24 protein-coding genes are annotated in these 24,171 nt (G+C 60.3%); 5 read left to right on the plus strand and 19 right to left on the minus strand.

Going from position 1 to position 24,171, the window contains the following annotated elements:
• On the minus strand, positions 1 to 537 hold the full coding sequence (locus tag HNQ50_RS17780) for a cytochrome b (RefSeq protein WP_184102546.1): 537 nt from the start codon (positions 535 to 537) through the stop codon (positions 1 to 3).
• 338 nt (positions 538 to 875) lie between these two features.
• Here HNQ50_RS17780 and HNQ50_RS17785 point away from each other — a divergent pair, with 338 nt between their 5' ends.
• On the plus strand, positions 876 to 1,523 hold the full coding sequence (locus HNQ50_RS17785) for a carbonic anhydrase (protein ID WP_184102547.1): 648 nt from the start codon (positions 876 to 878) through the stop codon (positions 1,521 to 1,523).
• Positions 1,524 to 1,601: 78 nt separating this feature from the next.
• Here HNQ50_RS17785 and HNQ50_RS17790 read toward each other — a convergent pair whose 3' ends face one another.
• The 5 genes from HNQ50_RS17790 to pepN all read right to left on the minus strand — a co-directional run bounded on the left by HNQ50_RS17790 (position 1,602) and on the right by pepN (position 7,574).
• Positions 1,602 to 2,411, minus strand: coding sequence for a Cof-type HAD-IIB family hydrolase (locus tag HNQ50_RS17790; protein ID WP_184102548.1), 810 nt, complete (start codon positions 2,409 to 2,411; stop codon positions 1,602 to 1,604).
• Between the two features lie 222 nt (positions 2,412 to 2,633).
• Positions 2,634 to 3,734 carry an alkene reductase gene (locus tag HNQ50_RS17795; protein WP_184102549.1) on the minus strand — a complete coding sequence of 367 codons (1,101 nt, stop codon included), beginning with the start codon at positions 3,732 to 3,734 and terminating at the stop codon, positions 2,634 to 2,636.
• A gap of 106 nt (positions 3,735 to 3,840) precedes the next feature.
• Positions 3,841 to 4,002 carry a hypothetical protein gene (locus HNQ50_RS17800; protein WP_184102550.1) on the minus strand — a complete coding sequence of 54 codons (162 nt, stop codon included), beginning with the start codon at positions 4,000 to 4,002 and terminating at the stop codon, positions 3,841 to 3,843.
• An 89-nt stretch (positions 4,003 to 4,091) separates the two neighbouring features.
• The gene (locus tag HNQ50_RS17805) at positions 4,092 to 4,676 is read right to left on the minus strand and encodes a TetR/AcrR family transcriptional regulator (protein ID WP_184102551.1); all 585 of its coding nucleotides are present in this window, start codon (positions 4,674 to 4,676) and stop codon (positions 4,092 to 4,094) included.
• A 255-nt stretch (positions 4,677 to 4,931) separates the two neighbouring features.
• Positions 4,932 to 7,574: an aminopeptidase N gene (gene pepN, locus HNQ50_RS17810; RefSeq protein WP_184102552.1), complete on the minus strand. Its 2,643-nt coding sequence runs from the start codon at positions 7,572 to 7,574 to the stop codon at positions 4,932 to 4,934.
• 917 nt (positions 7,575 to 8,491) lie between these two features.
• Here pepN and HNQ50_RS17815 point away from each other — a divergent pair.
• A complete protein-coding gene (locus HNQ50_RS17815; protein ID WP_184102553.1) occupies positions 8,492 to 10,168 on the plus strand; it encodes a nitrite/sulfite reductase in 1,677 nt (558 codons plus the stop codon).
• Entirely contained in the window at positions 10,165 to 10,677 is a 513-nt protein-coding gene (locus HNQ50_RS17820; protein WP_184102554.1) for a DUF934 domain-containing protein, read from the plus strand. The genes HNQ50_RS17815 and HNQ50_RS17820 overlap by 4 nt, the downstream gene beginning before the upstream one ends.
• Positions 10,678 to 11,028: 351 nt before the next feature.
• Here the strand turns inward: HNQ50_RS17820 and HNQ50_RS17825 are convergent, their stop codons facing one another.
• The 9 genes from HNQ50_RS17825 to HNQ50_RS17865 form a co-directional block, all read right to left on the minus strand.
• Positions 11,029 to 12,342 (minus strand): DUF58 domain-containing protein, encoded by a 1,314-nt coding sequence (locus HNQ50_RS17825; RefSeq protein ID WP_184102555.1) that lies wholly within the window; start codon positions 12,340 to 12,342, stop codon positions 11,029 to 11,031.
• A complete protein-coding gene (locus tag HNQ50_RS17830) occupies positions 12,339 to 13,331 on the minus strand; it encodes an AAA family ATPase (protein ID WP_184102556.1) in 993 nt (330 codons plus the stop codon). Before HNQ50_RS17830 ends, HNQ50_RS17825 begins: the two co-directional genes overlap by 4 nt.
• Complete coding sequence (locus tag HNQ50_RS17835; protein WP_184102557.1) at positions 13,315 to 14,508, minus strand: DUF4350 domain-containing protein; 1,194 nt, start codon at positions 14,506 to 14,508, stop codon at positions 13,315 to 13,317. Before HNQ50_RS17835 ends, HNQ50_RS17830 begins: the two co-directional genes overlap by 17 nt.
• The gene (locus HNQ50_RS17840) at positions 14,505 to 16,037 is read right to left on the minus strand and encodes a hypothetical protein (RefSeq protein WP_184102558.1); all 1,533 of its coding nucleotides are present in this window, start codon (positions 16,035 to 16,037) and stop codon (positions 14,505 to 14,507) included. The genes HNQ50_RS17835 and HNQ50_RS17840 overlap by 4 nt, the downstream gene beginning before the upstream one ends.
• A complete protein-coding gene (locus tag HNQ50_RS17845; protein ID WP_184102559.1) occupies positions 16,027 to 16,980 on the minus strand; it encodes a stage II sporulation protein M in 954 nt (317 codons plus the stop codon). Before HNQ50_RS17845 ends, HNQ50_RS17840 begins: the two co-directional genes overlap by 11 nt.
• A complete protein-coding gene (locus HNQ50_RS17850) occupies positions 16,977 to 17,675 on the minus strand; it encodes an RDD family protein (protein WP_184102560.1) in 699 nt (232 codons plus the stop codon). The genes HNQ50_RS17845 and HNQ50_RS17850 overlap by 4 nt, the downstream gene beginning before the upstream one ends.
• On the minus strand, positions 17,675 to 18,238 hold the full coding sequence (locus HNQ50_RS17855; protein ID WP_184102561.1) for an RDD family protein: 564 nt from the start codon (positions 18,236 to 18,238) through the stop codon (positions 17,675 to 17,677). Before HNQ50_RS17855 ends, HNQ50_RS17850 begins: the two co-directional genes overlap by 1 nt.
• A gap of 79 nt (positions 18,239 to 18,317) precedes the next feature.
• The gene (locus tag HNQ50_RS17860; RefSeq protein WP_184102562.1) at positions 18,318 to 18,830 is read right to left on the minus strand and encodes an RDD family protein; all 513 of its coding nucleotides are present in this window, start codon (positions 18,828 to 18,830) and stop codon (positions 18,318 to 18,320) included.
• 292 nt (positions 18,831 to 19,122) lie between these two features.
• Positions 19,123 to 19,440 (minus strand): hypothetical protein, encoded by a 318-nt coding sequence (locus HNQ50_RS17865; RefSeq protein ID WP_184102563.1) that lies wholly within the window; start codon positions 19,438 to 19,440, stop codon positions 19,123 to 19,125.
• A gap of 205 nt (positions 19,441 to 19,645) precedes the next feature.
• On the opposite strand from HNQ50_RS17865, the gene HNQ50_RS17870 reads away from it, so the two are divergent.
• On the plus strand, positions 19,646 to 21,247 hold the full coding sequence (locus HNQ50_RS17870; protein WP_246428774.1) for an MDR family MFS transporter: 1,602 nt from the start codon (positions 19,646 to 19,648) through the stop codon (positions 21,245 to 21,247).
• The gene (locus HNQ50_RS17875; RefSeq protein WP_184102564.1) at positions 21,240 to 21,686 is read left to right on the plus strand and encodes a MarR family winged helix-turn-helix transcriptional regulator; all 447 of its coding nucleotides are present in this window, start codon (positions 21,240 to 21,242) and stop codon (positions 21,684 to 21,686) included. The genes HNQ50_RS17870 and HNQ50_RS17875 overlap by 8 nt, the downstream gene beginning before the upstream one ends.
• Before the next feature lie 15 nt (positions 21,687 to 21,701).
• Here the strand turns inward: HNQ50_RS17875 and HNQ50_RS17880 are convergent, their stop codons facing one another.
• Genes HNQ50_RS17880 through HNQ50_RS17895 form a run of 4 tightly spaced genes read right to left on the minus strand, consistent with a single transcriptional unit; the run spans position 21,702 to position 24,160 of the window.
• The gene (locus HNQ50_RS17880; protein WP_184102565.1) at positions 21,702 to 22,193 is read right to left on the minus strand and encodes an MgtC/SapB family protein; all 492 of its coding nucleotides are present in this window, start codon (positions 22,191 to 22,193) and stop codon (positions 21,702 to 21,704) included.
• Positions 22,194 to 22,251: 58 nt separating this feature from the next.
• A complete protein-coding gene (locus tag HNQ50_RS17885) occupies positions 22,252 to 23,112 on the minus strand; it encodes a sulfate/molybdate ABC transporter ATP-binding protein (RefSeq protein ID WP_184102566.1) in 861 nt (286 codons plus the stop codon).
• Positions 23,109 to 23,777: a molybdate ABC transporter permease subunit gene (gene modB, locus HNQ50_RS17890; protein WP_308419181.1), complete on the minus strand. Its 669-nt coding sequence runs from the start codon at positions 23,775 to 23,777 to the stop codon at positions 23,109 to 23,111. The genes HNQ50_RS17885 and modB overlap by 4 nt, the downstream gene beginning before the upstream one ends.
• Complete coding sequence (locus tag HNQ50_RS17895) at positions 23,771 to 24,160, minus strand: TOBE domain-containing protein (protein WP_184102567.1); 390 nt, start codon at positions 24,158 to 24,160, stop codon at positions 23,771 to 23,773. Before HNQ50_RS17895 ends, modB begins: the two co-directional genes overlap by 7 nt.
• Positions 24,161 to 24,171 lie beyond the last annotated feature (11 nt).

Consider the following 24,171-nt stretch of genomic DNA (forward strand, 5'->3'; position numbering starts at 1 on the left):
TCAGGACTTACCCGGCAACATACGGCGCAGGGTGTCGTCCTTGTCGATGACATGGTGCTTGATGGCAGCGGCAGCATGCATGGCCACCAGCGCGGCCAGAATCCAGGCCAGGGTTTTATGTGCGGTTTCCAGAATCTCGCCCAGATCGTGATCCACCGGCACCCAGTTGGGCAGCGGCAGCACGCCGAACAATACCACCGGGATACCCTTGGCCGAGCTCATGGCCCAGCCCACCAGAGGCAGGACAAACATCAGCAGATAGAGCGAATGATGCGTGGCATTGGCCACGACCACCTGCCAGCGCGGCTGGTTGGGTAGCGGCGCCGGTACGCCCTTGGTGTGCCGCCAGATCACGCGTACAGCCACCAGGATCAGTACCGAAATGCCCATCCACTTGTGATACGAGTACAGGCGGAACTTGAGTGGCGACAGTGGCAGCGTGTCGATATAGAGCGCCAGACCAAACGCGGCCACGATCAGTGCGGCGATCAGCCAGTGCAAGGCGATATGAAAGCCGTCGTAACGCGTGCGTTTCATTGTCCGGATACCTCAATGCGTGAGTGGTTATCAAAAATCGAATCGAGTTGCACTATATCGGCGGGTTGGTACCTGATGCCAGCGAAAAGTTCAGGCCAATTTGTTCAATAATTTTGAATATGAGCCGAATGCGCCGCTGAAGGCAGTTTACAAGCCTTTGGTCGCCCGTGAAGGGAACGTTCAAAGGGTCTGTTTTATTCCATTCCGGCTATAAGAAAAGAACGAATGTTTCGATTTTTTGCGCGAGCTGTAGCCATGTTTCAAACACTACTCAGTTAGAATCGACCCGCAAAATGTGCTGCGCCTGCGGGCGCGCTGTACCAGACCCGGGAGATGGCATGGACGAACTAAAAAAACTGGTAGACGGGTTTCACCGCTTCCAGGGCAAATATTTTGGGCAGGACACCAATCTTTTTGAACAACTCAAGCGTGGCCAGAGCCCCACTTCGCTGGTGATTGGCTGTTCGGACTCCCGCGTGGACCCGGCCCTTTTGACCGATTGCAACCCGGGCGACATGTTCGTGGTGCGCAACGTGGCCAACCTGGTGCCGCCGTACGAAAAAGACGGCACCTATCATGGTGTGTCCTCGGCGATTGAATTTGCCGTGTGTGATCTGCAAGTCAAACGCATCATCGTGCTGGGGCATTCGTCCTGCGGCGGTATTGGCGCGTTGCTCAAGGGTTACAACCCGAAGACGGAAGCCAATTTTGTCGGTCGCTGGGTGCGCATGGCCGAAAGCGCTCGCCAGTACGTGCTGGACAACTACGGCGACAAACCGCTGGCCGAACAGGTTCGTGCCTGCGAAATGGCGGCGATCGTGGTCTCGCTGGATAATCTGATGAGCTTTCCGTTCATTGCCGAAGCCGTCGCCCAGGGCAAGCTGTTCCTGGTCGGCTGGTACTTTGATATTGAACGTGGCGAGTTATATCAGTATGACGCTGCTACGGGTAATTTCCGCTCGCTGGTGGGTTCGCTGGCGGAGTAAATCCATCACCTGTCAGGGCGGCAAACAAAAAGGCGCGGAATTTTCCGCGCCTTTTTTGCGTCTGGCGGTTACCCGTTCTTAGTTCTTGGGTTCTGCCATATGAAACAGCTTGCGCAACTGATGGGCCACACCGGCGTCGGTGTTCAAACCAATTTGCGGCACGTGCGGCAGGGCATCGGTCAGGCGCGGGTTGGCGTTGCCCATGACAAACGGGTGGCCGGCGGTTTGCAGCAACTGGATATCGTTGGGGCCATCGCCGAAAGCCACGCAGTCTGCGGCCGGGATGCCCAACTCCGCCAGCACGGCGGTCAGCGCGTGGCCCTTGGAGACGGTAGGCGCCATCACTTCCAGGCAATCGGGCATGGAGAAGGTGACGTACAACTCATCCCCAAAGCGTTCGATCAGTTTTTCTTCAACGGTCAGCAGGTGTTCGTGCTCAGCAATGTACAGCACCTTGGCGATGCCTTCGCCGGAGTGATTGGGCAGATCGGCCAGTTCATAGCTAAAGCCCGAGTCCTGGTGCAGGTCGGCCAGCCATTGCGCTTGGGAACCGGCCAGCCATTGCTCATCCAGATACACGTTCAGATGAGTGCCCTCAGAGAATTCGGGTTGCAGCAACTGGCGGGCGACTTCCGGCTCCAGGTTTTCTGCGTAGACGAGGCGGTTATCCCAATCGTGCACGCGCGCGCCGTTGGAGGTAATCAGATACGCCCGCACGCCCAGTACGTCACGAATGCCGCGCACATCCAGGTAATGACGGCCGGTGGCGATCACAAAATGCACGCCTTGCGCTTGCAAGAGACGCAGGGTTTCTGCCGTGTAGGCATCGACCATGTGATCGGCATTGAGCAAGGTGCCGTCGAGATCGGAAGCAATAACCTGGTACATGAAGCATTCCTTGAGCGTAAAAGCGGATTCTACGCGAACTGGACCCCTCGTTTCGATTGGGGATAGTGCCTGGCTTGCGGTCTTTTGCTCAAAAACCGGATGAACGCTGGTCAATCGCCAAAAAAAACACCGCCAGGCCGTGCTTTTCCGGGGATGGAAAAGCCGACACTGGACGGTGTTTCCGGCCGTGTGAACAGCGGCCGGCCAGGAGGAGAGGGTGAATTAGCCCAGGAACGGGTAGTCGGTGTAACCCTTTTCTGCGCCACCGTAGAAGGTGGATTGATCTGGTGTATTGAGTGCCGCGCCAAGACGGAAACGTTCGACCAGATCCGGGTTGGCAATGTAAGGGCGACCGTAACCGATGACGTCGGCTACACCTTGCGCCAGGCGGGCTTCGCCGCTTTCGGCGGTGTAACCGCCGCAAGTGATGATGGCACCGGTGAAGTTCTGGCGGATACCACGGCGGAACTCATCAGACAGCGGCTTGCCGCCGACCCAGTCCGGCTCGGCAATATGCAGGTAGGCAATGCCGCGCTTGCTGAATTCGGTCGCCAGATAGAGCGTCATGGCTTCGGATTCGGTATCGATAATGTCGTGACCGGGGAAAGCCGGAGAGAGGCGCACGCCAACGTGATCTGCACCGATCTCGGCAACAACCGCGTCCAGCACTTCCAGCAGCAGGCGGGCGCGGTTTTCCAGGTTGCCACCGTATTGGTCGGTACGCTGGTTGGTGCCCGTTGCCAGGAACTGGTGCAACAGATAGCCATTGGCGGAATGGATTTCTACAAAATCAAAGCCAGCGCGTTGGGCACGCTGGGTCGCGGCCACGTAAGAGGCAACAATTCCCGGCAGTTCCGCGGTTTCCAGCGCGCGCGGGGCATCGCACGGTACGGTGGCCGGGGTACCGTCTTCTTGCACGACAAAGCAAGTGGAGTTTGAGGCCTGGATCGCGCTGGCCGAGACCGGCGCCTGGCCGTCAGGTTGCAGCAGACGGTGAGAGATGCGGCCCACGTGCCACAGTTGCAGGGACAGCTTGCCACCCTTGGCATGCACGCCGTCTACCACGCTTTTCCAGCCAGCTTCTTGTGCATCGGTATAGATGCCTGGCGTCCAGGCATAGCCCTGGCCTTGCTGCGAAATCTGGGTGGCTTCGGTCACGATCAGGCCGGCGCTGGCACGCTGGGCGTAGTACGTGGCGTTCAGTTCTGTCGGGTTCTCGCCCGGCTTGCTGGCGCGCGAGCGGGTCAGCGGGGCCATGGCCAGGCGGTTAGCCAGTTCAACATGGCCGACCTTGACCGGCGTGAGCAGTTTATCCAGAGACATGAGACTTCCTTTGGTAGAAGGGGTAAGGGTAAAGAAACCGGGGTGGGGTATCTATGCGCGGTTTTAGATGCGCGCGGCATCATGTGTTTTCAATTAGACCGGTCAATTATTTTTTGGAATAACGATAGCGGGAAAAAGCAGAAAGCAGATTGAGGGTGATGTCTCTTTGACTCGTCATGCCCGCGCAGGCGGGCAGGCTGGGGGCCGCCGAGGCGACGCCCACCGTGGGTGGGCGGCAAACCATTTTCAGTGCCTTCAGCACAGTCATTACAACCTGGATTCCTGCGTTCGCAGGAATGACGAAATGGTGGTGTGCCAGAGAACAGGGTGTTCTTGCACGCCAAATCGGGCACGAGCTCACACTGCAATCAGCTGCCGGGTCACCGCCATGGCCGTTTCCAGCGCCACGCGGTCGCGGCGTAGCTTGGTCATCAGGCTGGCGCCCAGCCACATTTCGTAAATGGCCAGCGCAAGCACGGCGGCGGGTTGCTGCTTGTTGATGTCGCCTGCTTCCTGCCCACGGACTACCGTGCGTTCCAGCGCGGCCACAATGTGATTACAGCCGCTTTGCAGCGCAGCGCGCATGGTGTCAGACAGGTCGGCCACTTCGGCCGCCAGTTTCACCACCAGACAGGGCACGGTATTGCCGCAGGATTTGCCCTGCCAGGCGTCAAAGAATTCGAGCAGATGGTCGTGCGCCGTGCCGTTGGGCGCATTCAGGCGCAGCTTGGCGTCTTCCAGATAGTTGGCGAAATAGCGTTCCAGCAAGGCTACGCCGTACGCTTCTTTCGAGGCAAAGTAGTGGTAGAACGAACCCTTGGGCACATCTGCCGTAGCCAGGATTTCAGCAAGACCCACCGCGGCAAAGCCTTTGCCGAGGATGATGTGTTCACCAATTGCGAGCAAATGCTCACGCGTGTCTTCAAAACGCTTCTTGACCATGACGTGGCAGGATTCCGGGTAAGTTCAACGACGTAACCACAACTTTATCTTGTTGATGTTTATGGAAAAACGCAAAAAATGCAGTTGACCGGCGCCATCGTTGAAGCACCGTTCTTGCAGTTTTATGCAAGTGCAAAATAGCCGTTTTGCTGGCCGCTGTGAATCAAATCCACGTACAGCCAGACGACGGTGTTGTTTGTATGCCTGGGTGAGCCATGCTGGTGCGGCCAGCCTGACAGGCTGGCCGTTCACCCCTTACGCGCCGGCTTGCAGCGCCTTGGATACAATCTCGTAAGTATCTGGCGACAAACCTTGCTGGCTGGCAACACGTTCCAGTTCCGCCTTCATCATGGCGCGGCGTTGCGGCTCAACCCGGGTCCAGCGGTTGAAACACGCGGCCAGGCGGGCTGCAATTTGCGGGTTGATCTTGTCCAGGTCCAGCACGCGGTCTGCGGCAAAGGCATAACCGTAACCGTCCGCAGCATGAAAATGCGCCAGGTTGCGGTTGCAGAACGCGGTAATCAGCGAGCGCACCTTGTTCGGGTTGGTCAGTGCGAAGGCCGGATGGTTCATCAACTGCTGCACGCGAGTCAGCGCGCCGGGGCGGTCAGACAACGCTTGCAGGGTGAACCACTTGTCCATCACCAGCGGGTCGTCTTGCCACATGGTGGCAAAGTCGGCCAGGTATTGATCGCCGCCTTCGCGCTGGCTGAACGCAGAGAGCGCGGCCAGTTTGTCGGTCATGTTGTCCGCATGGCGATACTGGTTGGTCAAGAGTTCGGTAATGCGCGGTTCGTCCAGTTCGGCAAGATAATCCAGCGCCACGTTCTGCAGGCTGCGACGACCGGCTTCGGCGGCGTTGTACACATACGGCGCGGTGCTGTGCAGGCGCTGATACGTCGCCAGCAACGGGCCGCGCAGTTCACGGGCCAAAGATTGCTTGAGCGAGAGGCGCACGGCATGCAGGCGGCTCGGGTCCACGTCAGAGAGGGACTCGAACAGGAATTGCTCGCTCGGCAATTGCAGCATCAGCGCCACCAGCGCCGGATCAAGCCGATCCTGCGTCAGCAGTTTTTCGAAAGCCGAGACCAGTTGCGCCGGGGCGGCGGTGTTGCCGCCTTCTTGCTGGTAACGCTGCAGCAACAGGCGTGTCAGGTAGGTATTGGCGGCTTCCCAGCGGGCAAACGGATCGGTGTCGTTGGCGATCAGGAAGACCAGATCCTCGTCCGTGTAGGGGTAATCCAGTTTGACCGGGGCAGAGAAGTCACGCAGCAAAGACGGTACCGGGTGGCTGGCGACATTCACGAACACCAGGCGTTCGGTGGCGTCTTTCAGTTGCAGTACACGGCTGGTGGCGCCTGGCCCGGTTTCGCCTTGCAGCGTCAGCGGCAGTTCTGCGCCGGTGGTGCGATCGATCAGGCCCAGGGCAAACGGGATCAGATACGGTTGCTTTTCCGGCTGACCAGGCGTGGCCGGGCAGCTTTGATTCACGGTCAACGTAAAGGTGCGGGCTGCGGCATCGTAGACGCCTTCGACATCCAGCCGGGGTGTGCCGGACTGGCTGTACCAGCGCTTGAACTGGGAGAGGTCCGCGTTGTTGGCATCCGCCATGGCTGCGACAAAGTCGTCGCAGGTGACGGCTTGACCATCGTGGCGCTTGAAGTACAAATCCATGCCTTTGCGAAAGCCTTCACGGCCCACCAGGGTCTGGATCATACGCACCACTTCAGAGCCTTTCTCGTACACCGTGGCTGTATAGAAGTTGTTGATTTCAAGGTAAGAATCAGGCCGCACCGGATGCGCTTGCGGGCCCGCATCTTCCGGGAACTGGTACTCACGCAGCGTGCGCACATTGCCGATCCGTTGCACGGCGCGGCTGCCAATATCGCTGGAGAATTCCTGATCGCGGAACACGGTCAGGCCTTCTTTCAAGGACAACTGGAACCAGTCACGGCAGGTGACACGGTTGCCGGTCCAGTTATGGAAATACTCGTGGCCGACTACGGCTTCAATGCCGTCAAAGTCCACGTCGGTGGCGGTTTCGGGCCGGGCCAGCACGTACTTGGTGTTGAAAATGTTCAACCCCTTGTTTTCCATGGCGCCCATATTGAAGTCGCTCACGGCCACGATCATGTAGGTATCCAGATCGTATTCAAGGCCAAACCGTTCTTCGTCCCACTGCATGGCCGCCTTGGCGGACGCCAGTGCGTGGTGGCATTTTTCGACATCGCCCGGCTCAACCCAGACTTCCACGTTCACATTCTTGCCGCTGGCCGTGGTGTGGCGATCCGCCAGCACTACCAGCTTGCCGGCCACCAGCGCAAACAGGTACGCCGGCTTTTTGAACGGATCAACCCATTTCACCCAATGGCGATTGCGGTCCATCTGGCCTTGATCCACGCGGTTGCCGTTGCCCAGCAGCACCGGGTAGCGGGTTTTGTCCGCAATGATGGTGGTGGTGAACTTGGCCATGACATCCGGGCGATCCAGATACCAGGTGATGCGGCGGAAACCTTCGGCTTCGCACTGCGTAAAGAAGTTGCCGTTGGACACATACAAGCCGGAGAGCGCGGTATTGGCCAGCGGATTGACGCGCGTGGCGATTTCCAGAATGCACTCATCCGGCAGGGTCGGGATGGTCAGGCTGGTATCAGCCAGCACAAACGCGCTGGCATCCAGCGCCTTGCCATCCAGTTTGATGCTCTCCAGCGTGAGTTCTTCACCATCGAGCACCAGCGGCGCGCTGGCATTGGGGTGTGCTGGATTGCGCTTGAGTACCAGGCGTGACAGCACGCGGGTATTGGTTTCTTCCAGCTCAAAAGTCAGATCGACGCGGTCGATCAGAAAGGCGGGCGGGGTGTAATCCAGACGTTGAATGGCTTGACGTTGTTCTTGCATGACAGATGCTTACCTGAACGGGTGGCTCGGGCATCACTGCCGGGGTATTCACGGCGGACGCTTTGTTGGAATCGGGCCCACGCAGCGGCTTGTGACCACGCGCGGATTAGGTTTTGCCTTATATGGGCGCGATGGTACTGAAAATCAAGATTTTCAGGCATCAGGGGTGTTACGCATAAGGGGGGGCCTTTTGGGGGGAGAGGCGGCACTGGCTGCTCGCTAGCGTGTCCACCATCTTGTCATTCCGGCGGACGTCGCAGATGGCCTTTGCTGGCAAGAACCACCGTGTAGCCCGGATGGAGCCGCCAGGCGGGAATCCGGGGTGGCGGGGCTGGTTAATATTGTTGTGGGCGTATTAGCGCCTTGCGGCGCGGATGTTTGGATTCCGGCGGTGGCCGGAGCACGTTACTTTTCTTTGCTTCGCCAAAGAAAAGTAACCAAAAGAAAGGCGACCCTGCGACAGCGCCCCTTTCGGGGTTCCCTACGCTTCTCGTGAGGGCCGGCTGGCTCCAGGGAACTCGCTACGCTCAAACACCCTTGCGCCGAAACCCCGGCCCTCACTGCGATGCTCGGCGCTGCCGGAGGGGAGGCAAGTCAAAAGCAACGGCAACATCAAAAAGCCCAAGCCCAATCCTGTAAACCATCTGCTCGCAAGAAGTGATTTACCCTGCACACCACTTCGTCATTCCCGCGAAGGCGGGAATCCAGCGGCGACACTGGCCTCACTCATCACCCAACCAAAATCACCGAACCCCGACCGAATCCCACCTGGCCGTCACGCCGCCCTTATCCATAAAACCGATAAGCCTTTTTTATATTCCACCCTACGATTTCAATAGCTTAAAACAATCTTCGCCTGCAAAACCCGCACTGGTATGATTGGCGATTACGCTAAATACACAATGGCAGTGGCTTGCATGTACGTTTACGACGATTTTGACCAGAAAATCGTGGATCAGCGCGTTGCGCAGTTCCGCGATCAAACCCGCCGCTTTCTGGCCGGAGAATTGACCGAAGACGAATTCCGTCCGCTGCGGTTGCAGAACGGTCTGTATATCCAGCGCCATGCGCCCATGCTGCGTGTGGCGGTGCCGTATGGCGAGTTAACCAGCCAGCGCGTACGCATGCTGGCGCACATTGCCCGCAAGTACGACCGTGGTTACGGCCATTTCACCACGCGCCAGAACATCCAGTACAACTGGCCCGCGCTGGAAAACGTGCCGGATATCCTGGCCGATCTGGCTACGGTGCAGATGCACGCAATCCAGACCTCCGGCAATTGCATCCGCAATACCACCAGCGACCAGTTTGCGGGCGTGGCGCATGACGAGATCGTGGATCCGCGCCCGTGGTGCGAAATCATCCGTCAGTGGTCGACCTTTCATCCAGAATTCGCCCATCTGCCGCGCAAGTTCAAGATTGCCGTCAATGGCGCAGCAGAAGATCGTGCGGCCATTCTGGTTCACGACATTGGCATTACAGCGCTCAAGAACGAAGCAGGCGAGGTTGGCTTTGCCGTGTACGTGGGCGGCGGCTTGGGCCGCACCCCGATCATTGGCGCACTGATCAAGCCGTGGCTGGAAAAACACCACCTGTTGTCCTATCTGGATGCCGTACTGCGTGTGTACAACCGCTACGGTCGCCGCGACAACAAATACAAGGCGCGGATCAAGATTCTGGTCAAGGCCATGACGCCGGAAGCCTTTGGCGCCAAGGTGGAACAAGAGTGGCAACACTCCAAAAACGGCCCGATGACGCTGACCGATGCGGAAATCAACCGTGTTTCCAGGTTCTTTGTCGATCCGGCTTATGAAACCCTGCCGGGTGACGACGCGGCTTATCTGGCAGCCAAGGCTAGCCATCCGGCCTTTGCCCGCTGGGCAGAGCGCAATGTGTTCGGCCACAAGAAGCCGGGCTACGCTGCCGTGACGCTGTCGCTGAAGAAAACCGGCGTGCCGCCGGGCGATGCAACGGACGCCCAACTGGACGCCGTGGCAGATCTGGCGGATGAATACAGCCTGGGTGAAATCCGCGTTTCGCACGAACAGAACCTGATCCTGCCCTACGTGAAGCAGAGCGATCTGTTTGCACTGTGGGAAAAGGCCAAGGCCATTGGCTTTGCGACGCCGAACATCGGCCTCTTGACCGATATCGTGTGCTGCCCCGGTGGCGATTTCTGTTCGCTGGCCAATGCCAAGTCCATCCCCATTGCCGAAAGCATCCAGCAGCAGTTTGAAGACCTGGATTACCTGTTTGATCTGGGCGCACTGGATATCAATATTTCGGGCTGTATGAACTCCTGTGGTCACCATCATGTGGGCCACATTGGTATCCTGGGTGTCGACAAGAGCGGGAGCGAGTGGTACCAGATTTCACTGGGTGGTCGTCAGGGTGCTGGCGCAAGCCTGGGTAAAGTGATTGGCCCGTCGTTTGCACAAGACGATGTACCAGGTGTGATTGAGCAGATCATCAAGGTGTATGTCGAAGCGCGGCAGGATGACGAACACTTTATTGATGTGGTGGACCGCCTGGGTATCGACCCGTTCAAACAACGTGTCTATGCCGGCAGAACCCGTGCGGAGGCCGCACAATGAGCCAGATCATTAAAGGTCGTGCCATTGTTGAAGACAACGCCACCCTGCTACGCGTGAACGAAGACGGCAGCTTTGCCGACGTGCCGGCCAGTGGCACCGTGCTGGTGCCGCTCAGGCAATGGCAAGCCCAGCGGGATACGCTGATTGCCCGTGGTCATGTGGGCGTGTGGCTGGCGACAGATGAAGAAGCCGAAGACATTGCGGGCGACCTGGCGCACTTTGCCTTGATCGCTCTGGAATTCCCGGCCTTTACCGACGGCCGCAGCTACTCCAATGCGCGCCTGCTGCGCGACCGTTTTGCCTACAAGGGCGAACTGCGCGCGATTGGCGACGTGTTCAAGGATGTACTCTTGTTCATGAAGCGTTGCGGCTTTGACGCGTTTGCGGTGCGTGCCGATAAAGACATCAATGAGGCGCTGAAAGGCCTGGATGACTTTACCGAGTACTACCAGGGCGCGACCGACCAGCCGCTGCCGCTGTTCCGTCGGCGGAGCAGCGCGGCGCATTAAGTGTGCTGAGTAGGTCAACAAAAAACCGCCTGAGAGGGCGGTTTTTTTTGTTGGTGCTGAGGAACAAGCTGAACAAGGAAAGTGACGTGCTCCGGCCACCGCCGGTATCAAATGCTTTTCAAACCCGCGCCAAAGGCGCTAACAGGGGTTCAAGGTTTCGTGGCAGCCATGGTGGATTGTCGCTTCGTTCCGAATCCACCCTACAGGCCCACTCGCCAGCACAACAAAAATCTATCAACGATGTGAATCAGTGCCGCCACCCCGGATTCCCGGCCTGGTGGCCTGGCTACGTAGTGGCCCCCGCCACCGCAGGCCAATGCATGCATCTGCCAGGCCTGGCCACAAACCCCGTCACAACTTCCCGCTCCGCTTGAGCGCCAGATAATGGTTCACCAGGTGCAACGGCAACTGCCGTGGCGTGACATCCAGCGCATCCACCCGGTTGGCGCGCAGGCGGCTGAAATGCACTTTGCGCAGGCCCAGGTACTCCTGCCCGGCGGCATACACCAGCGCGTCGTCCAGCGTTTCAACCGGGCGCGTGTGCAGATCATCCAGCACATGTTCGCGCAAACTGGCGCACATGACCTGGTGGCGGGTGCGCAAAAGCTGGATGGCCGGCAGCAATGTCTCGCTGTCCTCGTCCCTCAGGTTGGTGATCAACACCACCAGCGCGCGGCGCGGTACGCGGTGCATGAGTTGCTCGGCCGCCGCCAGGTAGTCTGAGGGTTGCAGGGTGGGTTGCAGATCGTAAATGGTATTGAGCAGCACGCTCAGGTCGGTGCCCTGGCGCTTGGGCGGTAACCAGCGCGTGGGGCCGGCAAAGGTCAGCAGGCCCACCGCGTCACCCTGGCGCTGGGCGGCCCAGGCCAGGACAATGGCGGCGTTGAGGGCATGGTCGAAATGCGCCAGACCTTCATCCTGGGCGTTCATGCGGCGGCCGCAGTCGAGCAGCAAAACCAGTTGCTGGTCACGTTCTTCTTGATAGTCGCGACTGATGACGCGGCCAGAGCGTGCGGTGGCTTTCCAGTCCACGGCGCGCATGGCGTCGCCCGCGCGGTATTCACGCAACTGGTGAAAATCCGTGCCTTCGCCGCGCTGCCGTTTCTGGATCACGCCGCTGCGTTGCAGGCCCTGGTCGGCCGCCAGCAGCGCGTAACCGGCGACGCGGGCGTAATCCGGGTAGACGCGGACCTGTTGCGGCTCGCCACACCAGAAACGGCGCTGCCATAGTCCCTGCGGGCCTTCTACGCGCACGTCCGCCTGGCCGAAATCATGATCCCCACGGCGGCCAGGGTTGACCTCGTACACCAGTTCTTGCCAGTGGCCGGGTTGCAACGTCAGCGCCTGGGGCAAGCCGCGTAATTGGCAATCGGCCGGGTAGTGATCAAACACGCTTAGTTTTAGTCCGGTCTGCGCTGCACTGAATCTGAGCACCACTTGCTGCCAGCGACCATGCGGCCAGGTCCCGGCGGTCTGGCGTTCCAGCCTGGGCGCGCTGATGCGGCGCAGCCGGGCCAGGTCGACCAGCGAGGCCAGCAGCACGCCCAGCAATGCCGCGCCACTCAGCGCAAAGGCCAGATCGTCTGCGATCAGCCAGGGGAGGGGCAGGCTGAGGGCGGCCAGCAAGGCCACCAGCAGCACCAGCCGCTTGCCAGGAATCATCATTGGCGCGGTGCCGCGATCTGACCGGTGATTTCCCGCAGCACGTCGGCTTCATCGCGGCCCTCAATCTGCATGTCCGGGGTGAGGGTAATACGGTGCCGCAGTGCCGGGACAATCATGGCTTTGACGTCGTCTGGCGTGACCCAGGCGCGGCCTTGCAGCATGGCATGGGCGCGGGCCGCACGGATCAGCGCAATGCCGCCACGCGGGCCGGCACCCACCGTCAGGGACGGCGAGTTGCGCGTGGCGCGAACTACCTTGAGCGCGTACTCTACAATTTGCGGGTCTACCCGCACACTGGCGGCCATTTGCTGCAGGGTCTGCACCGCGACCGGGCGCACCACGGCTTGCACATTCATCACATCCAGCTGATCGGCCAGCTTGCCGCTGGTGATCTCGGTCAGCATGCGGATTTCTTCCGATTCGGATGGATACCCAATCACCACCTTGAGCAAGAAACGGTCCAGTTGCGCTTCCGGCAACGGGTACGTGCCTTCTTGCTCCAGCGGGTTCTGGGTGGCCAGCGTCATGAAGGGGGCGGCCAGTTCGTGCGCTTCGCCTTCAATGGTGACCTGGCGTTCCTGCATGACTTCCAGCAGGGCCGATTGGGTTTTGGCGGGCGCCCGGTTGATTTCATCGGCCAGCAGCAAGTGGGTAAAGATCGGCCCCTTGCGGATGGTGAAGCTCTGCGTGGACATATTGAACAGGGCGTGCCCCATGACGTCGGCTGGCATCAGGTCTGGTGTGAACTGGATACGGGCAAAGTCGCCGGAGAACGTCCGCGCCAGTGCTTTGACCAGCAGCGTTTTGCCCAGGCCGGGTACGCCTTCCAGCAACACATGACCACCTGCCAGCAAGCAGATCAGGGTCTGGTCGATGGCTTGTTGCTGGCCAATCACGGCCTTGCCGATTTCTGCGCGAATGCGCAACAGGATATCCACGCCCTGCTTGAAACGGGCGTCAGCGGTCTGGGATTCAATCTGCGTGGTCATAAGCGGGGCCTGCCGGGTTTTCAATCATCAGGGTCAGCGATTGCAGCAAGGCAATACACTGGGTGAATGCACGCGGGTCATGACCCGCACCCTGGCTGAGTGCCAGGGCAATGTCTTTTTCATCTTTGCCGGAAAGCCGGGCCAGCATGGTGGCCAGCCTGGGGGTCGGCAGTAAGGCAAGGCGGGGCTGATGCCGCTTGAGGGCGGCGCGCAAACTGGCCTGGCATGCGGCGATCAGGTTGGCTTCATCATGCCGGAACAACCAGCGGCCACTGGCGGCCAGGTGCTCTACCAGCCCGCGCCGCACGGTTTGTACCTCGGGTGCCAGCGGGCCAAAGCGCGGCAAGCTGCGGACAATCAGCAAGATCAAGGCGAGGGCAGAGAGGATCAGCGTGCCGGGCAGATTGCGCCAGAGCAGCACGTACCAGGGGGGGGCGCGGCCACCGGTGACAATCCAGATCGTACCAGGCTGCCCATTGGCATACATCAGTCGCCAGAGCAGTTCCGCGTGATCTTCCTGGTTGAGCAGGCTGTTGCTGAAAAGCTGGCCCGAGGCCACAAAGGCGAACACGCTATTGCGGGTCTGCATGATCATGGTCTGGCCATCTGGCCCGTCGCTTCCGATCACCATGGCATTATGTTCAACATGCAGGCTTTTGGCCGGCAAGCGGGTCAGGCTCAGCGGGTAATCCAGACCTTTGAGCTGGAGTTGCGCCCGGTCTACTTTGCCGGGGGGCAAAACGCTGCCCGCCAAAGTTGGGGCGTCTTGCGTGGGCTGCTTGCTGCTGGACAGGGTGATACCGGCATCACGCAGCAGGGAACGGTACACAAATTCGTTGCCTTGCACGCCCAGAATCAGCGTGCCGCCCTGCAGGCGCAACCAGTTCATTTGCTGATTAAACACCTCTACCGTCACGCTCTCGTCTTCGACTGGCACAATCAGTACGTCATGGGCGGCAGGCATGGCCAATGTGGCATCTTCGACATAACGCACGGTCAGGCCGGTGCGTTGCAAGAGGGTGCCGGCGGCCAGCCAGCGGTTGTTCTGGGCGGCAGCGCCCTGCGGTGCCCGTACCTGCTGCGTGACCTCGTGCATATTGGTGAGGAACCACCATGTGCCAAGGCCCAGCACAGCGCCAACCAATGCCAATACGAACAAGGTGCGGCGATCCATCATGCGTCGCCTCGCAATGCAAAGTGCTGTTGCCAGGTCTGACACAGCCGGCTGACCTCCTGGCTTGACGGCCAGATCCCGCCCCATGCCGATTGCTGCCAGGCCCGGGTGATGGTGTCAAAGCCCGTGAATACCGGGCTGGCCAGCGTGCGGCGGGCCTGCAGCAGACAATCGCTTTCGGTGTCGCTTTCCCGCAAGGGCAGGGCATAGCGATTGATGGCACCGGTGAGCGTGCCGCGATACAGCAAGGCCATGGCTTCGCGCTGGCGCTGTTGCTGCCAGAGGGTTTCTACTTCCCGCGCTAGATCGGCCGGGAGGGATTCCGGTCGTACATCCAGCCCGCCGATCCGGCGCGCCGGTTCAAACGCCACCTGCGGGGTGTCGAACCGATCTGGCCACAAATGACGTGTGCGGTACAGCAGGTACAGCAGCCCGACCACCAACAGGCCAATCAGCATGTATTTGATGAGCGCCGCCTGGGATTCATTGATTTCCGGTGCGCCAAAGTGCGGGGTTGGGGCTGGTGTGGGCTTGGGATGAGTGCCCGTGTCGTTGAGGGCCCAGTGGGTGGTGGTGCGATAGACCTCGAACGGGGGCGCATGCACCACGGCCGACGCCGTCTGCCGGATGTAGGCTTGCGCCGCACGCGCATCCGCAGCAGGGGCCGCTGCCAAAACCGGGCGCGGCGTAATGAGAAAGGTACTGGCCAGCACGGCACCCAGCAACAGCATGGTGACGGTGTGTTTGCGGGCGCCGCGCGGGTCAGCCCCGGTTTGCCCGTGAGATTGCAAGCGGTCGGCCAGCCGGCGCAGCCCCAGTTCCAGGTCCCAGCCTTCCAGCGTGCTGCGACGGTTAAGGTAAAGCGCAAAGCAACCCGAGACATACACCGGGCCAATGATGCCGCCGGCAATCACGATAGACAGGTACCCCGGCCAGGTGTTGAAGGTAAACCAGCCCAGAAATCCGCGCCCATCCAGCCCGGCACCTTGCAGTACCGGGTTGAGCAAGGCGTAGAGTGCCATCAGGTTGATCGCCAGCAAGGTTTCAAACTGCGCGCACCAGGCGCCTAACCAGGAGGCCGCGCGTTCCGTGCCTTTGCCGCCCAGGTCTTTGCGGCGTTGCGCGGCATCCCGTCCGGTCAACCCCTCCAGTTGCCAGATCGGCAGCATGAAAGCCCGGCCGATACTGATCACGCGCCAGATCGTCAGATTGGCGATCAAACCCGGGCGGATTTGTCCGGGCCAGGCGCGCAGGCATTCGGGCAGGGTAGGCGGTTCGGAAAAAATGGCGCGGCTGAGTACAAACACCGGCATGCGCTCGGCCAGCGGTTTGCAAAGCCAGAGTGCCAAGGCGCCCCAGCCATTGCTGACGGCTCCCGGCCAGATGCCGCACAGCACCGCCAGCGGTAGCCAGATGCACCACCAGGCTGCAAATGTGGTGCGCCAATGCGCGCGCAGCATATGGATGCCGGTATCGGCAGCCTGCCCGGATCCGCGTGGCCGCAGATCAACATTAAGCCGGTCAAGACGCATCGGGTTTCCCCTTGCGCCGTCCACCCACCAGCAACCAGAGCCAGATGCCAGACCACAAGACCGCGCCAGCCACAAACCGGGCTTGTGCCGGGATATCCACGCGAGATGACCAGAACGCTTCAATGAAGGCGGCAAAGAAGGTCATCAGCGCCGCACCACCCAGCAAGATAAACGCGGTTTGCGCAGCCACCCGCAAGGCTTGCAGGCGCGGCAAACGGCCCGGCCAGAGCAAGGCCGCGCCCAGATGCAGGCCGGATGCCCCGGCCAGCGCTGCCGCCGTCGCCTCTGGCGCGCTATGGCCGCAGACAAAGGGCCAGAACACATCACCGCTGCCGGTCGCACTCAGGTAGCCGGCAATCACGCCAGCGGTAATACCGTTGAACACCATGAAGAACACCGACCCCAGACCAAAGAAAATGCCGCTGGCAAAGGTGCGAAAGTTGATGCTGATGTTGTTGTAGATGTAATAGCCGAACATCTGTACGTCGCTATCTGCCCCGCGCTGGCGGCCCCAGTGGGCGGCATCGTGGCTGTACATGGCGGACATCTGGTTCAGTTTGGCGCGGCTCAAGAACGATGCGGCCAGGTCCGGATTGTGGGAGACCAGCCAGTTCAGCAAGAAAAAGGGACCAAACAACAGCAACATGGACAAGGCCACCACGCGCCACTGCGCCCGTACTGTGCGCGGGAATACGCGCAGCAGGAATTCGGCCACGCTCATGCGTGAGGGGCGTTCGCCATACATGGCCTCGTGCGTGCGCACGACCAGATCATGCAGACGGTCCTGCAGTGTCACGGCGTAATGGCGGTCTCTGGCCAGAGCCAGATGCAGGCAAGCGGTGCGGTATAAACCCGGTAACGCGCGGGATGGCCGGCCTTTGAGCTCACGCTCCAGCATTTTCCAGGTGGCCTGGTTTTCGGCTTCAAACTGGAGTTGCTTCATGGTTCTGCGCCTCTGTTGCCGGCAAGCCACGCGATCATGGCGCGCAAGCGTTCCCAGCCGGATTCGCCGGTGCGGCCCGTTAACGGGCGGGCCAGGTCTGACAGTTCTATCAGCCGTGCTGGCGGCAATTGCGGTGCGCGTTCGGCCAGATTGAGCAGCAAGCGTTGTTCGCTGTGGCTCAGTGCGGTCGGCGGGGCCAGCGGGGTAACGTCATCCAGGGCGGGTGAAGCGCGGGTGAGTTCCGGGCGGTAAACCACGATGGTGCCAGCGGCGATATCTCCAAGGCGGCGAAAGCGCCCATCTGCCAGCATGCTGATCAGGCCGACGCCATAGCAGGCCGGCAACAGGTCGGCAAAGCGGACAATGTTGCGGATCATGCCGGCGCGCCACAACAACGGTGTGCCATCGTCCTGGATCACCTTCAGGCCCATCCAGCGCTTGCCGGGGGTCATGCCTTTGCCGCGTACTTCATAGAGCACTTTGTAAAATGAATTGATCAGAAAAAATCCGATCAGAAATACCCCGGTGCCGGCGCCGCCTGGTAGCGAGGTACAGAAAATGCCCAGGACGATTTGCAGGACGCCGCAAATGGCGGCATCCGCCAGCCAGGCCTGTGCGCGGCGCACCGGGCCAGCCGGCGTGAAGGTCAGCTCGACGCCCTCAGGGGTGGTGACGCGGTAATAGGGATCAAGCATCAGGCAAGCACGACTTTGGTGTCGGCAATGTTGTCGTGCAGGCACTTGCGGGAGGCGCGGAAAATAAAGGACGCGTCCAGTATGTCTGCTGCGCATTTACTCAGTTGGGGAAAGCTAAGCACCGCCGTCACTGAGACTGCCGGATAGGAATTGTAGCGGTGAGATAAAGCGTAATTGAAGATTGCGACCAGTATCCCCAGCGGCAATGCCCGTAGAAACAGGTAGCGTCGCAGGCCGCAACGCTCGCCGGACTGACGTACGATCTTGATACGAAACAGCCATTTGCCTATGGTTTGCCCCGATCTGGATAGCAACACCAAATTGATGAGCCCGACGCTGAGTGAGAGCAGAAAGGGCAGAAAATTGGGCAGATTGAACTCACCTTTGGAGAGGGCAATGGATGTGCCTGTGGTCAGGCCAATCACAGCCCCCCCGATCACCAGCAACCGATCCACTAACGCGGCATACAAACGTTTGCTGCGCGGAGCCAGATCAGTGGCGTGCCCAGCTGTGGGAATGTCCAGGCTGGCACCCGGTGCCTGATAAGGATTGTGCAAGTCCATGCTTTTTGTGGATCAAGAGCGGGAAGAAGGCGCCAATCTGCTGCACATCACATGCTGCAGATTGGCGTGCGGTGGTGACTCAGGCCACGACCACCATGGTGTCGGCAATATTGTCGTGCAGGCACAGGTGCGAGGCGCGGAAAATCAGCAGCACATCGATCAGGTTCACCAGTTGCCCGGCACCCTGGGTGTGGGTAACGATGTTAGCCAGGCCGGCCAGCAACGCAATAGGCAGTGCGCGCATGAAGATAATGCGCAAGGCGCCGCAGTCATCGCCGTTCTGGCGCACGATACGGATGCCGATTGAGCGCTTGCCAATGGTCTGGCCGTTACGGCTCATCAGGACCAGGTTGTAAATCAGAATGGCAACGCCAGCCAGCACGGCAAGGCTCACGAACAGCGTTCCCGCCATGGTTGAGCCGTTTTTCTGCAATGGCACACCAATCCCGGCGATCAGACCGCAACCCACAAACGTCAACAGATCGACCAGTACGGCTTTGAAGCGCTGGCCACGTGTGGCCAGTTCACCAGATTCTTCGACACCCAGTTCCAGACTGGCAACCGGGGCTTGATACGGATTCACCTGAGTCATTCCCTGATTCCTTGCTTTTGGTTATGTGTCCGCCAGAGCGGTGCAGACTGATCCATTAGAAAAGAATCATGGTTCTGCGCGCATGATAATAATTCATCCAGATACATCTGACGTACAAGGACAGCTTAATGCGCGGTGATACTGTGTTTTGGTAACAACAGGTAAGTCTCAGGGGCGGGATTGGGTCAAATTCTTACAATGTTTCATATTCCTGACATGCCCGCCAGAACCGGGGCACGCATAAAAAAACCGCCTCAAGGGCGGTTTTTTTGCATCGGGCCAGTGCAACCCGTCAGCGCACGATATATCCGCGCTGCCCGGCAGCGGCCTTCAGGCGCGCCAGGAAATCGTCATCCCCTTCTTGCCAGGGTTCATCCAGCAACTCAGAAGCCAGGGTGTTGTTCAGGTCTTCTGCCGCAGCCGGATCATCAATACCCCAATCAATGATGTTCTCGCGAACGTGGGTCCAGTCTGCCAGCAGATCGGTCAACTGGGCCGGGCTAAGTACCACGCCGGATACCGACTCAAGATGATTGATGGCGGCTTGCGCTTCGCCTTCGGAAAGTTGGGTCTCGTCATCCGGTGCCGTAGGGCGCAGAGGGTCGATCATGGCGGTGTTCCTGTATTCAAGACGCAAAAAGGGCGGCGATCTTACCATTTTTTACGCCGCCGCCGGGCTGGCATATGACCATCCTGGCAGGTCTGCCTGCCGCAGGGTGAGCAGATAAGCCGCCGGGCGACGACAGGCAGACTGGACATTTCCGGCGCAATTTTGCATAATAATTGACTTGTCAACGATTGATAAAGCAATAGATATGGTCGCTACCCCATCTGCCGCGCCCGGTGCGCTGCCCGTACAGACTTTCCGCCAGCGGTTGATGGCCATGCTGGGTCTGTGTTTTGTGCTGGTCATGGTGGCGCTGGACCAGACCGTGGTCGGCACCGCTTTGCCCACCGTGGTGGCGGAGCTCAAGGGCTTTAGTCTGTACGCCTGGGTGGGGACCAGTTATCTGTTGACCTCCGTGATTACCGTGCCGATTTTTGGCCGGCTGGGGGACGATCACGGTCGCAAGCCGTTTGTGATTGCCGCCATCATTCTGTTTACCGTGGCCTCCATGCTGTGCGGCATGGCGCACAGCATGATTGAGCTGGTGCTGGCGCGCGCCCTGCAGGGCGTTGGCGGCGGCATGCTGGTGGCAACATCGTTTGCCTCGGTGCCGGATCTGTTCCCGGACCCGCACGAGCGCCTGCGCTGGCAGGTTTTGTTCAGTAGCGCATTTGGTCTGGCCAACGCCATCGGGCCGTCGCTGGGGGGATTTCTGACCGAATACTGCGGCTGGCGCTGGGTGTTTTTTGTGAACCTGCCGGTGGGTCTGTTGAGCGTATGGTTTGTCTGGCGCTATCTGCCCCGCATTCGGCATGCAGAACACAAGCCCTCACGCCTGGATTGGCCGGGCGCCTTGCTGATTGCGCTGTTTCTGGGGGGTATGCAATTGCTGGTGGAATGGTTGCCCCAGCACAAAGCCCCCGGTTTGCTGGCCCTGATTGCGGCGGTGGCAATTGGCGCGCTGATTGTCTTGCTGTGGTGGGAGCGGCGTTGCGCCAACCCGATCTTGCCGCTGGACATGTTTACACACCGCAGCCTGCAGCCCTTGTTTGTACTCTCGCTGGTCATGGGTTTTTGCATGTTTGCAGTGATGTACTACGCCCCATTGATGTTCCAGGGCGGCTTTGGGCTTTCGCCCAACCAGGCGGGTTTGCTGATTACGCCGCTGGTGGTGTTCATTACCGTGGGCAGCATTGTGAACGGGCGCGTGGTCACCCGCCTGCCGCGACCCAATGTCATTTTGTATGTGGGTTTCGGTTTTTTCTGGGTAGCGGCTTTTGGCCTGACCCAGACCACGCTGGCGACACCGCACTGGCTGATTGTGATCATCATGATGCTGGGTGGCCTGGGGCTGGGCTTATTGCTGCCCAACCTGACCATCTTTGCGCAGGAAACCGCGCCCCGCACGCAACTGGGCGTATCCACCGCCATGCTGCAATCGATGCGTATGGTTGGGGGCATGCTGGGCACGGCGTTGATCGGCACCTTTGTCAGCCATCATTACAGCGCCGGCGTGGCCGATTACCTGGCCGCGCAGACGCCTGCACAAAGCCAGTGGACCACCACCCTGGCCGACCCGCAAATTCTGGTGAATCACACTGTGGCGCAGCAGTTCACCAGTGCCGTGACGGCGACGGGTGCCAATGCCGCCCAGATGCTGATTGCCGCGCGTGAGCAACTGGTCAGCGCCATTCACTCCGGCCAATGGGTGGTGGTGGTGTTGATGGTATTCGCACTGTATATGGTGCACCGTGTGCCGCCGCTGCAACTCAAGCGCCGCACGGTGAAAGTGGAGGCCAGCCATGATTGAGGGCGAACGCAATTTGCTGCAGCAGATCGGCCCGACCAGCCGTGCCTTGTACGCTGCCTTTGAGGCCGAGGTCGGCCATGCCATGCCGCGCTGGCGCGTGCTGCAAGCGCTGATGGATATGCAAGAGGCCACACAGAAAGAACTGGCACACCGCTTGTTGATTGATCCGGGCGCGTTGACCCGGCACATGAAGCAGATGGAGGCCGAGTTACTGATCAGCCGTCATACCGACCCGCAAGATAACCGCCTGACCCGGGTCAAGCTCACTGACGCTGGCACGGCCATGATCATGGCGGCACAACCGCAGCGTCATGCGTTTTTTGAGAAAGCGCTCGCCGGGCTTGACCCGGAACGGGTGGCGATTGCCCAGACCGTGCTCAAAGAGGTGGAAGAACGCTTGCGCGCCATGAGTAGTGGCCGGGGCGCCACCTCAGACTGAGGTCGACGCCGGCCATCAGGGCGTGTGTCCCGGATCGTTGGCGGCACCGCCACGCTCTTCGGTGCTGACCAGTTTGCGGGTGAGGGTTTTTTCCAGCCGCCCGCCAAACATCAGGATCACCAGCGCCAGAACCAGCGCGCCGCCCGCCAACTGCCACTGGCCCGCACCACAGGCCAGCCCCAGCATGGCGGCCAGCCAGATGGAGGCCGCCGTGGTCAGCCCTTCAACCCGGTCTTTCTCGGTGTGATGGATGATCACGCCCGCCCCGATAAACCCGATCCCGGTGACTGTGCCTTGCATGATGCGGCTGACATCGCCCGAATCTGCGCCGGCCACACGGCTGATGGTGAGTACCGCCAGCGCCGCGCCCAGCGCCACCATGGCGTGCGTGCGCAACCCCGCGGGTTTGCGATGAAATTGCCGGTTCAACCCCAGCAACGCGCCACACAGTGCAGCGGCGACCAGGTTGGTCAGGGCATCAGGTAACGGGATCAATACGGCAGACATGGTCGTCCTGGATATGCAGTGTGCCAGCATTGTGCGTGGGCAAGGCGGGCAACTCAAGTCAGGCTGCGCTGACCATGGCGCTGGCACCATTGAGCGCAACACTCACCCGCTGGCCGACCTTCAGGGCGGCGGCCTCGTCATGGTTCAGCAGCGTGGTCAGCGTTTCAATTCCGATGGCGATGACCACGCGCGCCTGTACGCCTGCCGGTTCAATCAATAGCACCTGGCCGGCCAGGGCATAGCGCCCCAGGGTATTGGTCTTGAGCAGCACCTCACGCGGGGTGCCGTAGCGGGTAGGGGCATCTGGTTGCAAATGGGCAACCTGGGTGGCCAGGCGGAATACTTCGCCCGGATCATGGCTGACCAGCACCGTGGTCAGATGCGTTTCGGCCAGGATGTCCGCCAGCGCGTCTTGCAGATCTGCCCGCAGACGGCTGTCCAGCGCAGAGAGGGCCTCATCAAGCAGCAGTAATTGCGGTTCGCTGGCCAGCGCCCGCGCCAGCGCGACGCGCTGCATCTGACCGCCAGAGAGTTCACGCGGGGAGCGCTGCGCGTAAGCGGTCATGCCGGTCAAGGCCAGCCAATACGCGCGGCGGGCGGCATCAGGTCTGGGTTGGGCAAAGGCCAGGTTGCCCTCTACCGTCATGTTGGGAAACAACGCAAAGTCCTGGAACACAAAACCCACCCGGCGGCTCCGTGGCGGAACCAGCAGGCGCTGGTCGGTATCCAGCCAGGGTTTGCCATCAAACAGCACACTGCCGCGCTGCGGTTGTTGCAGACCCGCCAGGACCCGCAACAAGGTGGTCTTGCCCACGCCAGAGGGCCCATACAGCGCCAGGCAACCGCCCTTGGGCAAGTCGGTATGGATGTCCAGAATACGGCCGGGCAAAGCCAGCGAAATTTCAATCTGCAGACTCATGCGGCTCGCCTTTGCACGCGTTGCAGCGTTAACAGAACCAGGAATGAGAACACCACCAGGATAGCAGCATAGGTGTGGGCAGCCGGGTAATTGAGTGCCTCCATTTCCTGGTACAGCGCAATGGACGCCACCCGCGTCTGATCCGGAATATTGCCCCCCAACATCAGCACCACCCCGAACTCACCCACTGTGTGGGCGAAGGCCAGAATGGCCCCGGCAAACAGGCCGTGGCGCGCATGCGGCAGCCAGACACGCCACAAAATCACCGCTTCCCGCTTGCCCAGCGTGCGGGCAGCATCCAGCAGATTGATGGGGGTCTGGCGCAAGGCCGCCAGCAGCGGTTGCACCATGAACGGCAAACTGAACAAGACAGAGCCCAGCACCAGCCCGTTAAAGCTGAACACCAACCGTAGCGAAAAATGATTGAGCAGCCAGCCACCGATCAGCGAGGTTGGACTCAAGGTAATCAGCAGATAAAAGCCCAGAGCCGTGGGGGGCAGCACCAGCGGCAGACTGATCAGCACTTCTGCCAGCGTGCGGCCACGGCTGCGTCCGCGCGCCAGCCAGGCGCACAAGGGCACGGCCAGGATCAGCAGGATAAGCGTGGTCAGCGTGGCAAGTTTAAGCGTCAGCAACAGCGGTTGCGGGTCGATATTGTTCAGCACTCGATCCCCATTTCGTTGGCTTTGACCAACCACTCCACCGCCACGCCCGGTGCAAGTGCAAGGCGGCAGGCAGAGCCGGTGGTGATGACTGCATGGACATCCTGGCCGGCAAAAGCAAAGCGCACGCGGGTCAGCAAGTTGCCTTCTTCCAGCGCCAGCACGGTGCCGGGAATCCGGTTACGCAAGCTGATTTCGCCGCCCAGATTGCGGGCAATGGCCACTTCGGTTTCCTTGAAAGCCAGCGTGACGGGCGCGCCAGATGCAAGGTCGGGCGGGTCTCCAACCAGCATGGCGGAAAACACCTGTCCCTGCGCTTCGGCCTCAATCAGCGTAACGCCGTGTTCATGTTCCAGCGTCAACAGCCGGGCGGGAATGCGGTTCATGGTGCGCAATG

Origin of the sequence: Silvimonas terrae (assembly GCF_014202765.1) — a bacterium.
GTDB lineage: Bacteria > Pseudomonadota > Gammaproteobacteria > Burkholderiales > Chitinibacteraceae > Silvimonas > Silvimonas terrae.

Bases quoted from the DNA above. Each gene is read 5' to 3' on its own strand.
- HNQ50_RS17780 (WP_184102546.1), bottom strand. From the start codon at position 537: ATGAAACGCACGCGTTACGACGGCTTTCATATCGCCTTGCACTGGCTG.
- HNQ50_RS17785 (WP_184102547.1), top strand. From the start codon at position 876: ATGGACGAACTAAAAAAACTGGTAGACGGGTTTCACCGCTTCCAGGGC.
- HNQ50_RS17790 (WP_184102548.1), bottom strand. From the start codon at position 2,411: ATGTACCAGGTTATTGCTTCCGATCTCGACGGCACCTTGCTCAATGCC.
- HNQ50_RS17795 (WP_184102549.1), bottom strand. From the start codon at position 3,734: ATGTCTCTGGATAAACTGCTCACGCCGGTCAAGGTCGGCCATGTTGAA.
- HNQ50_RS17800 (WP_184102550.1), bottom strand. From the start codon at position 4,002: ATGACTGTGCTGAAGGCACTGAAAATGGTTTGCCGCCCACCCACGGTG.
- HNQ50_RS17805 (WP_184102551.1), bottom strand. From the start codon at position 4,676: ATGGTCAAGAAGCGTTTTGAAGACACGCGTGAGCATTTGCTCGCAATT.
- pepN (WP_184102552.1), bottom strand. From the start codon at position 7,574: ATGCAAGAACAACGTCAAGCCATTCAACGTCTGGATTACACCCCGCCC.
- HNQ50_RS17815 (WP_184102553.1), top strand. From the start codon at position 8,492: ATGTACGTTTACGACGATTTTGACCAGAAAATCGTGGATCAGCGCGTT.
- HNQ50_RS17820 (WP_184102554.1), top strand. From the start codon at position 10,165: ATGAGCCAGATCATTAAAGGTCGTGCCATTGTTGAAGACAACGCCACC.
- HNQ50_RS17825 (WP_184102555.1), bottom strand. From the start codon at position 12,342: ATGATGATTCCTGGCAAGCGGCTGGTGCTGCTGGTGGCCTTGCTGGCC.
- HNQ50_RS17830 (WP_184102556.1), bottom strand. From the start codon at position 13,331: ATGACCACGCAGATTGAATCCCAGACCGCTGACGCCCGTTTCAAGCAG.
- HNQ50_RS17835 (WP_184102557.1), bottom strand. From the start codon at position 14,508: ATGATGGATCGCCGCACCTTGTTCGTATTGGCATTGGTTGGCGCTGTG.
- HNQ50_RS17840 (WP_184102558.1), bottom strand. From the start codon at position 16,037: ATGCGTCTTGACCGGCTTAATGTTGATCTGCGGCCACGCGGATCCGGG.
- HNQ50_RS17845 (WP_184102559.1), bottom strand. From the start codon at position 16,980: ATGAAGCAACTCCAGTTTGAAGCCGAAAACCAGGCCACCTGGAAAATG.
- HNQ50_RS17850 (WP_184102560.1), bottom strand. From the start codon at position 17,675: ATGCTTGATCCCTATTACCGCGTCACCACCCCTGAGGGCGTCGAGCTG.
- HNQ50_RS17855 (WP_184102561.1), bottom strand. From the start codon at position 18,238: ATGGACTTGCACAATCCTTATCAGGCACCGGGTGCCAGCCTGGACATT.
- HNQ50_RS17860 (WP_184102562.1), bottom strand. From the start codon at position 18,830: ATGACTCAGGTGAATCCGTATCAAGCCCCGGTTGCCAGTCTGGAACTG.
- HNQ50_RS17865 (WP_184102563.1), bottom strand. From the start codon at position 19,440: ATGATCGACCCTCTGCGCCCTACGGCACCGGATGACGAGACCCAACTT.
- HNQ50_RS17870 (WP_246428774.1), top strand. From the start codon at position 19,646: ATGGTCGCTACCCCATCTGCCGCGCCCGGTGCGCTGCCCGTACAGACT.
- HNQ50_RS17875 (WP_184102564.1), top strand. From the start codon at position 21,240: ATGATTGAGGGCGAACGCAATTTGCTGCAGCAGATCGGCCCGACCAGC.
- HNQ50_RS17880 (WP_184102565.1), bottom strand. From the start codon at position 22,193: ATGTCTGCCGTATTGATCCCGTTACCTGATGCCCTGACCAACCTGGTC.
- HNQ50_RS17885 (WP_184102566.1), bottom strand. From the start codon at position 23,112: ATGAGTCTGCAGATTGAAATTTCGCTGGCTTTGCCCGGCCGTATTCTG.
- HNQ50_RS17895 (WP_184102567.1), bottom strand. From the start codon at position 24,160: ATGAACCGCATTCCCGCCCGGCTGTTGACGCTGGAACATGAACACGGC.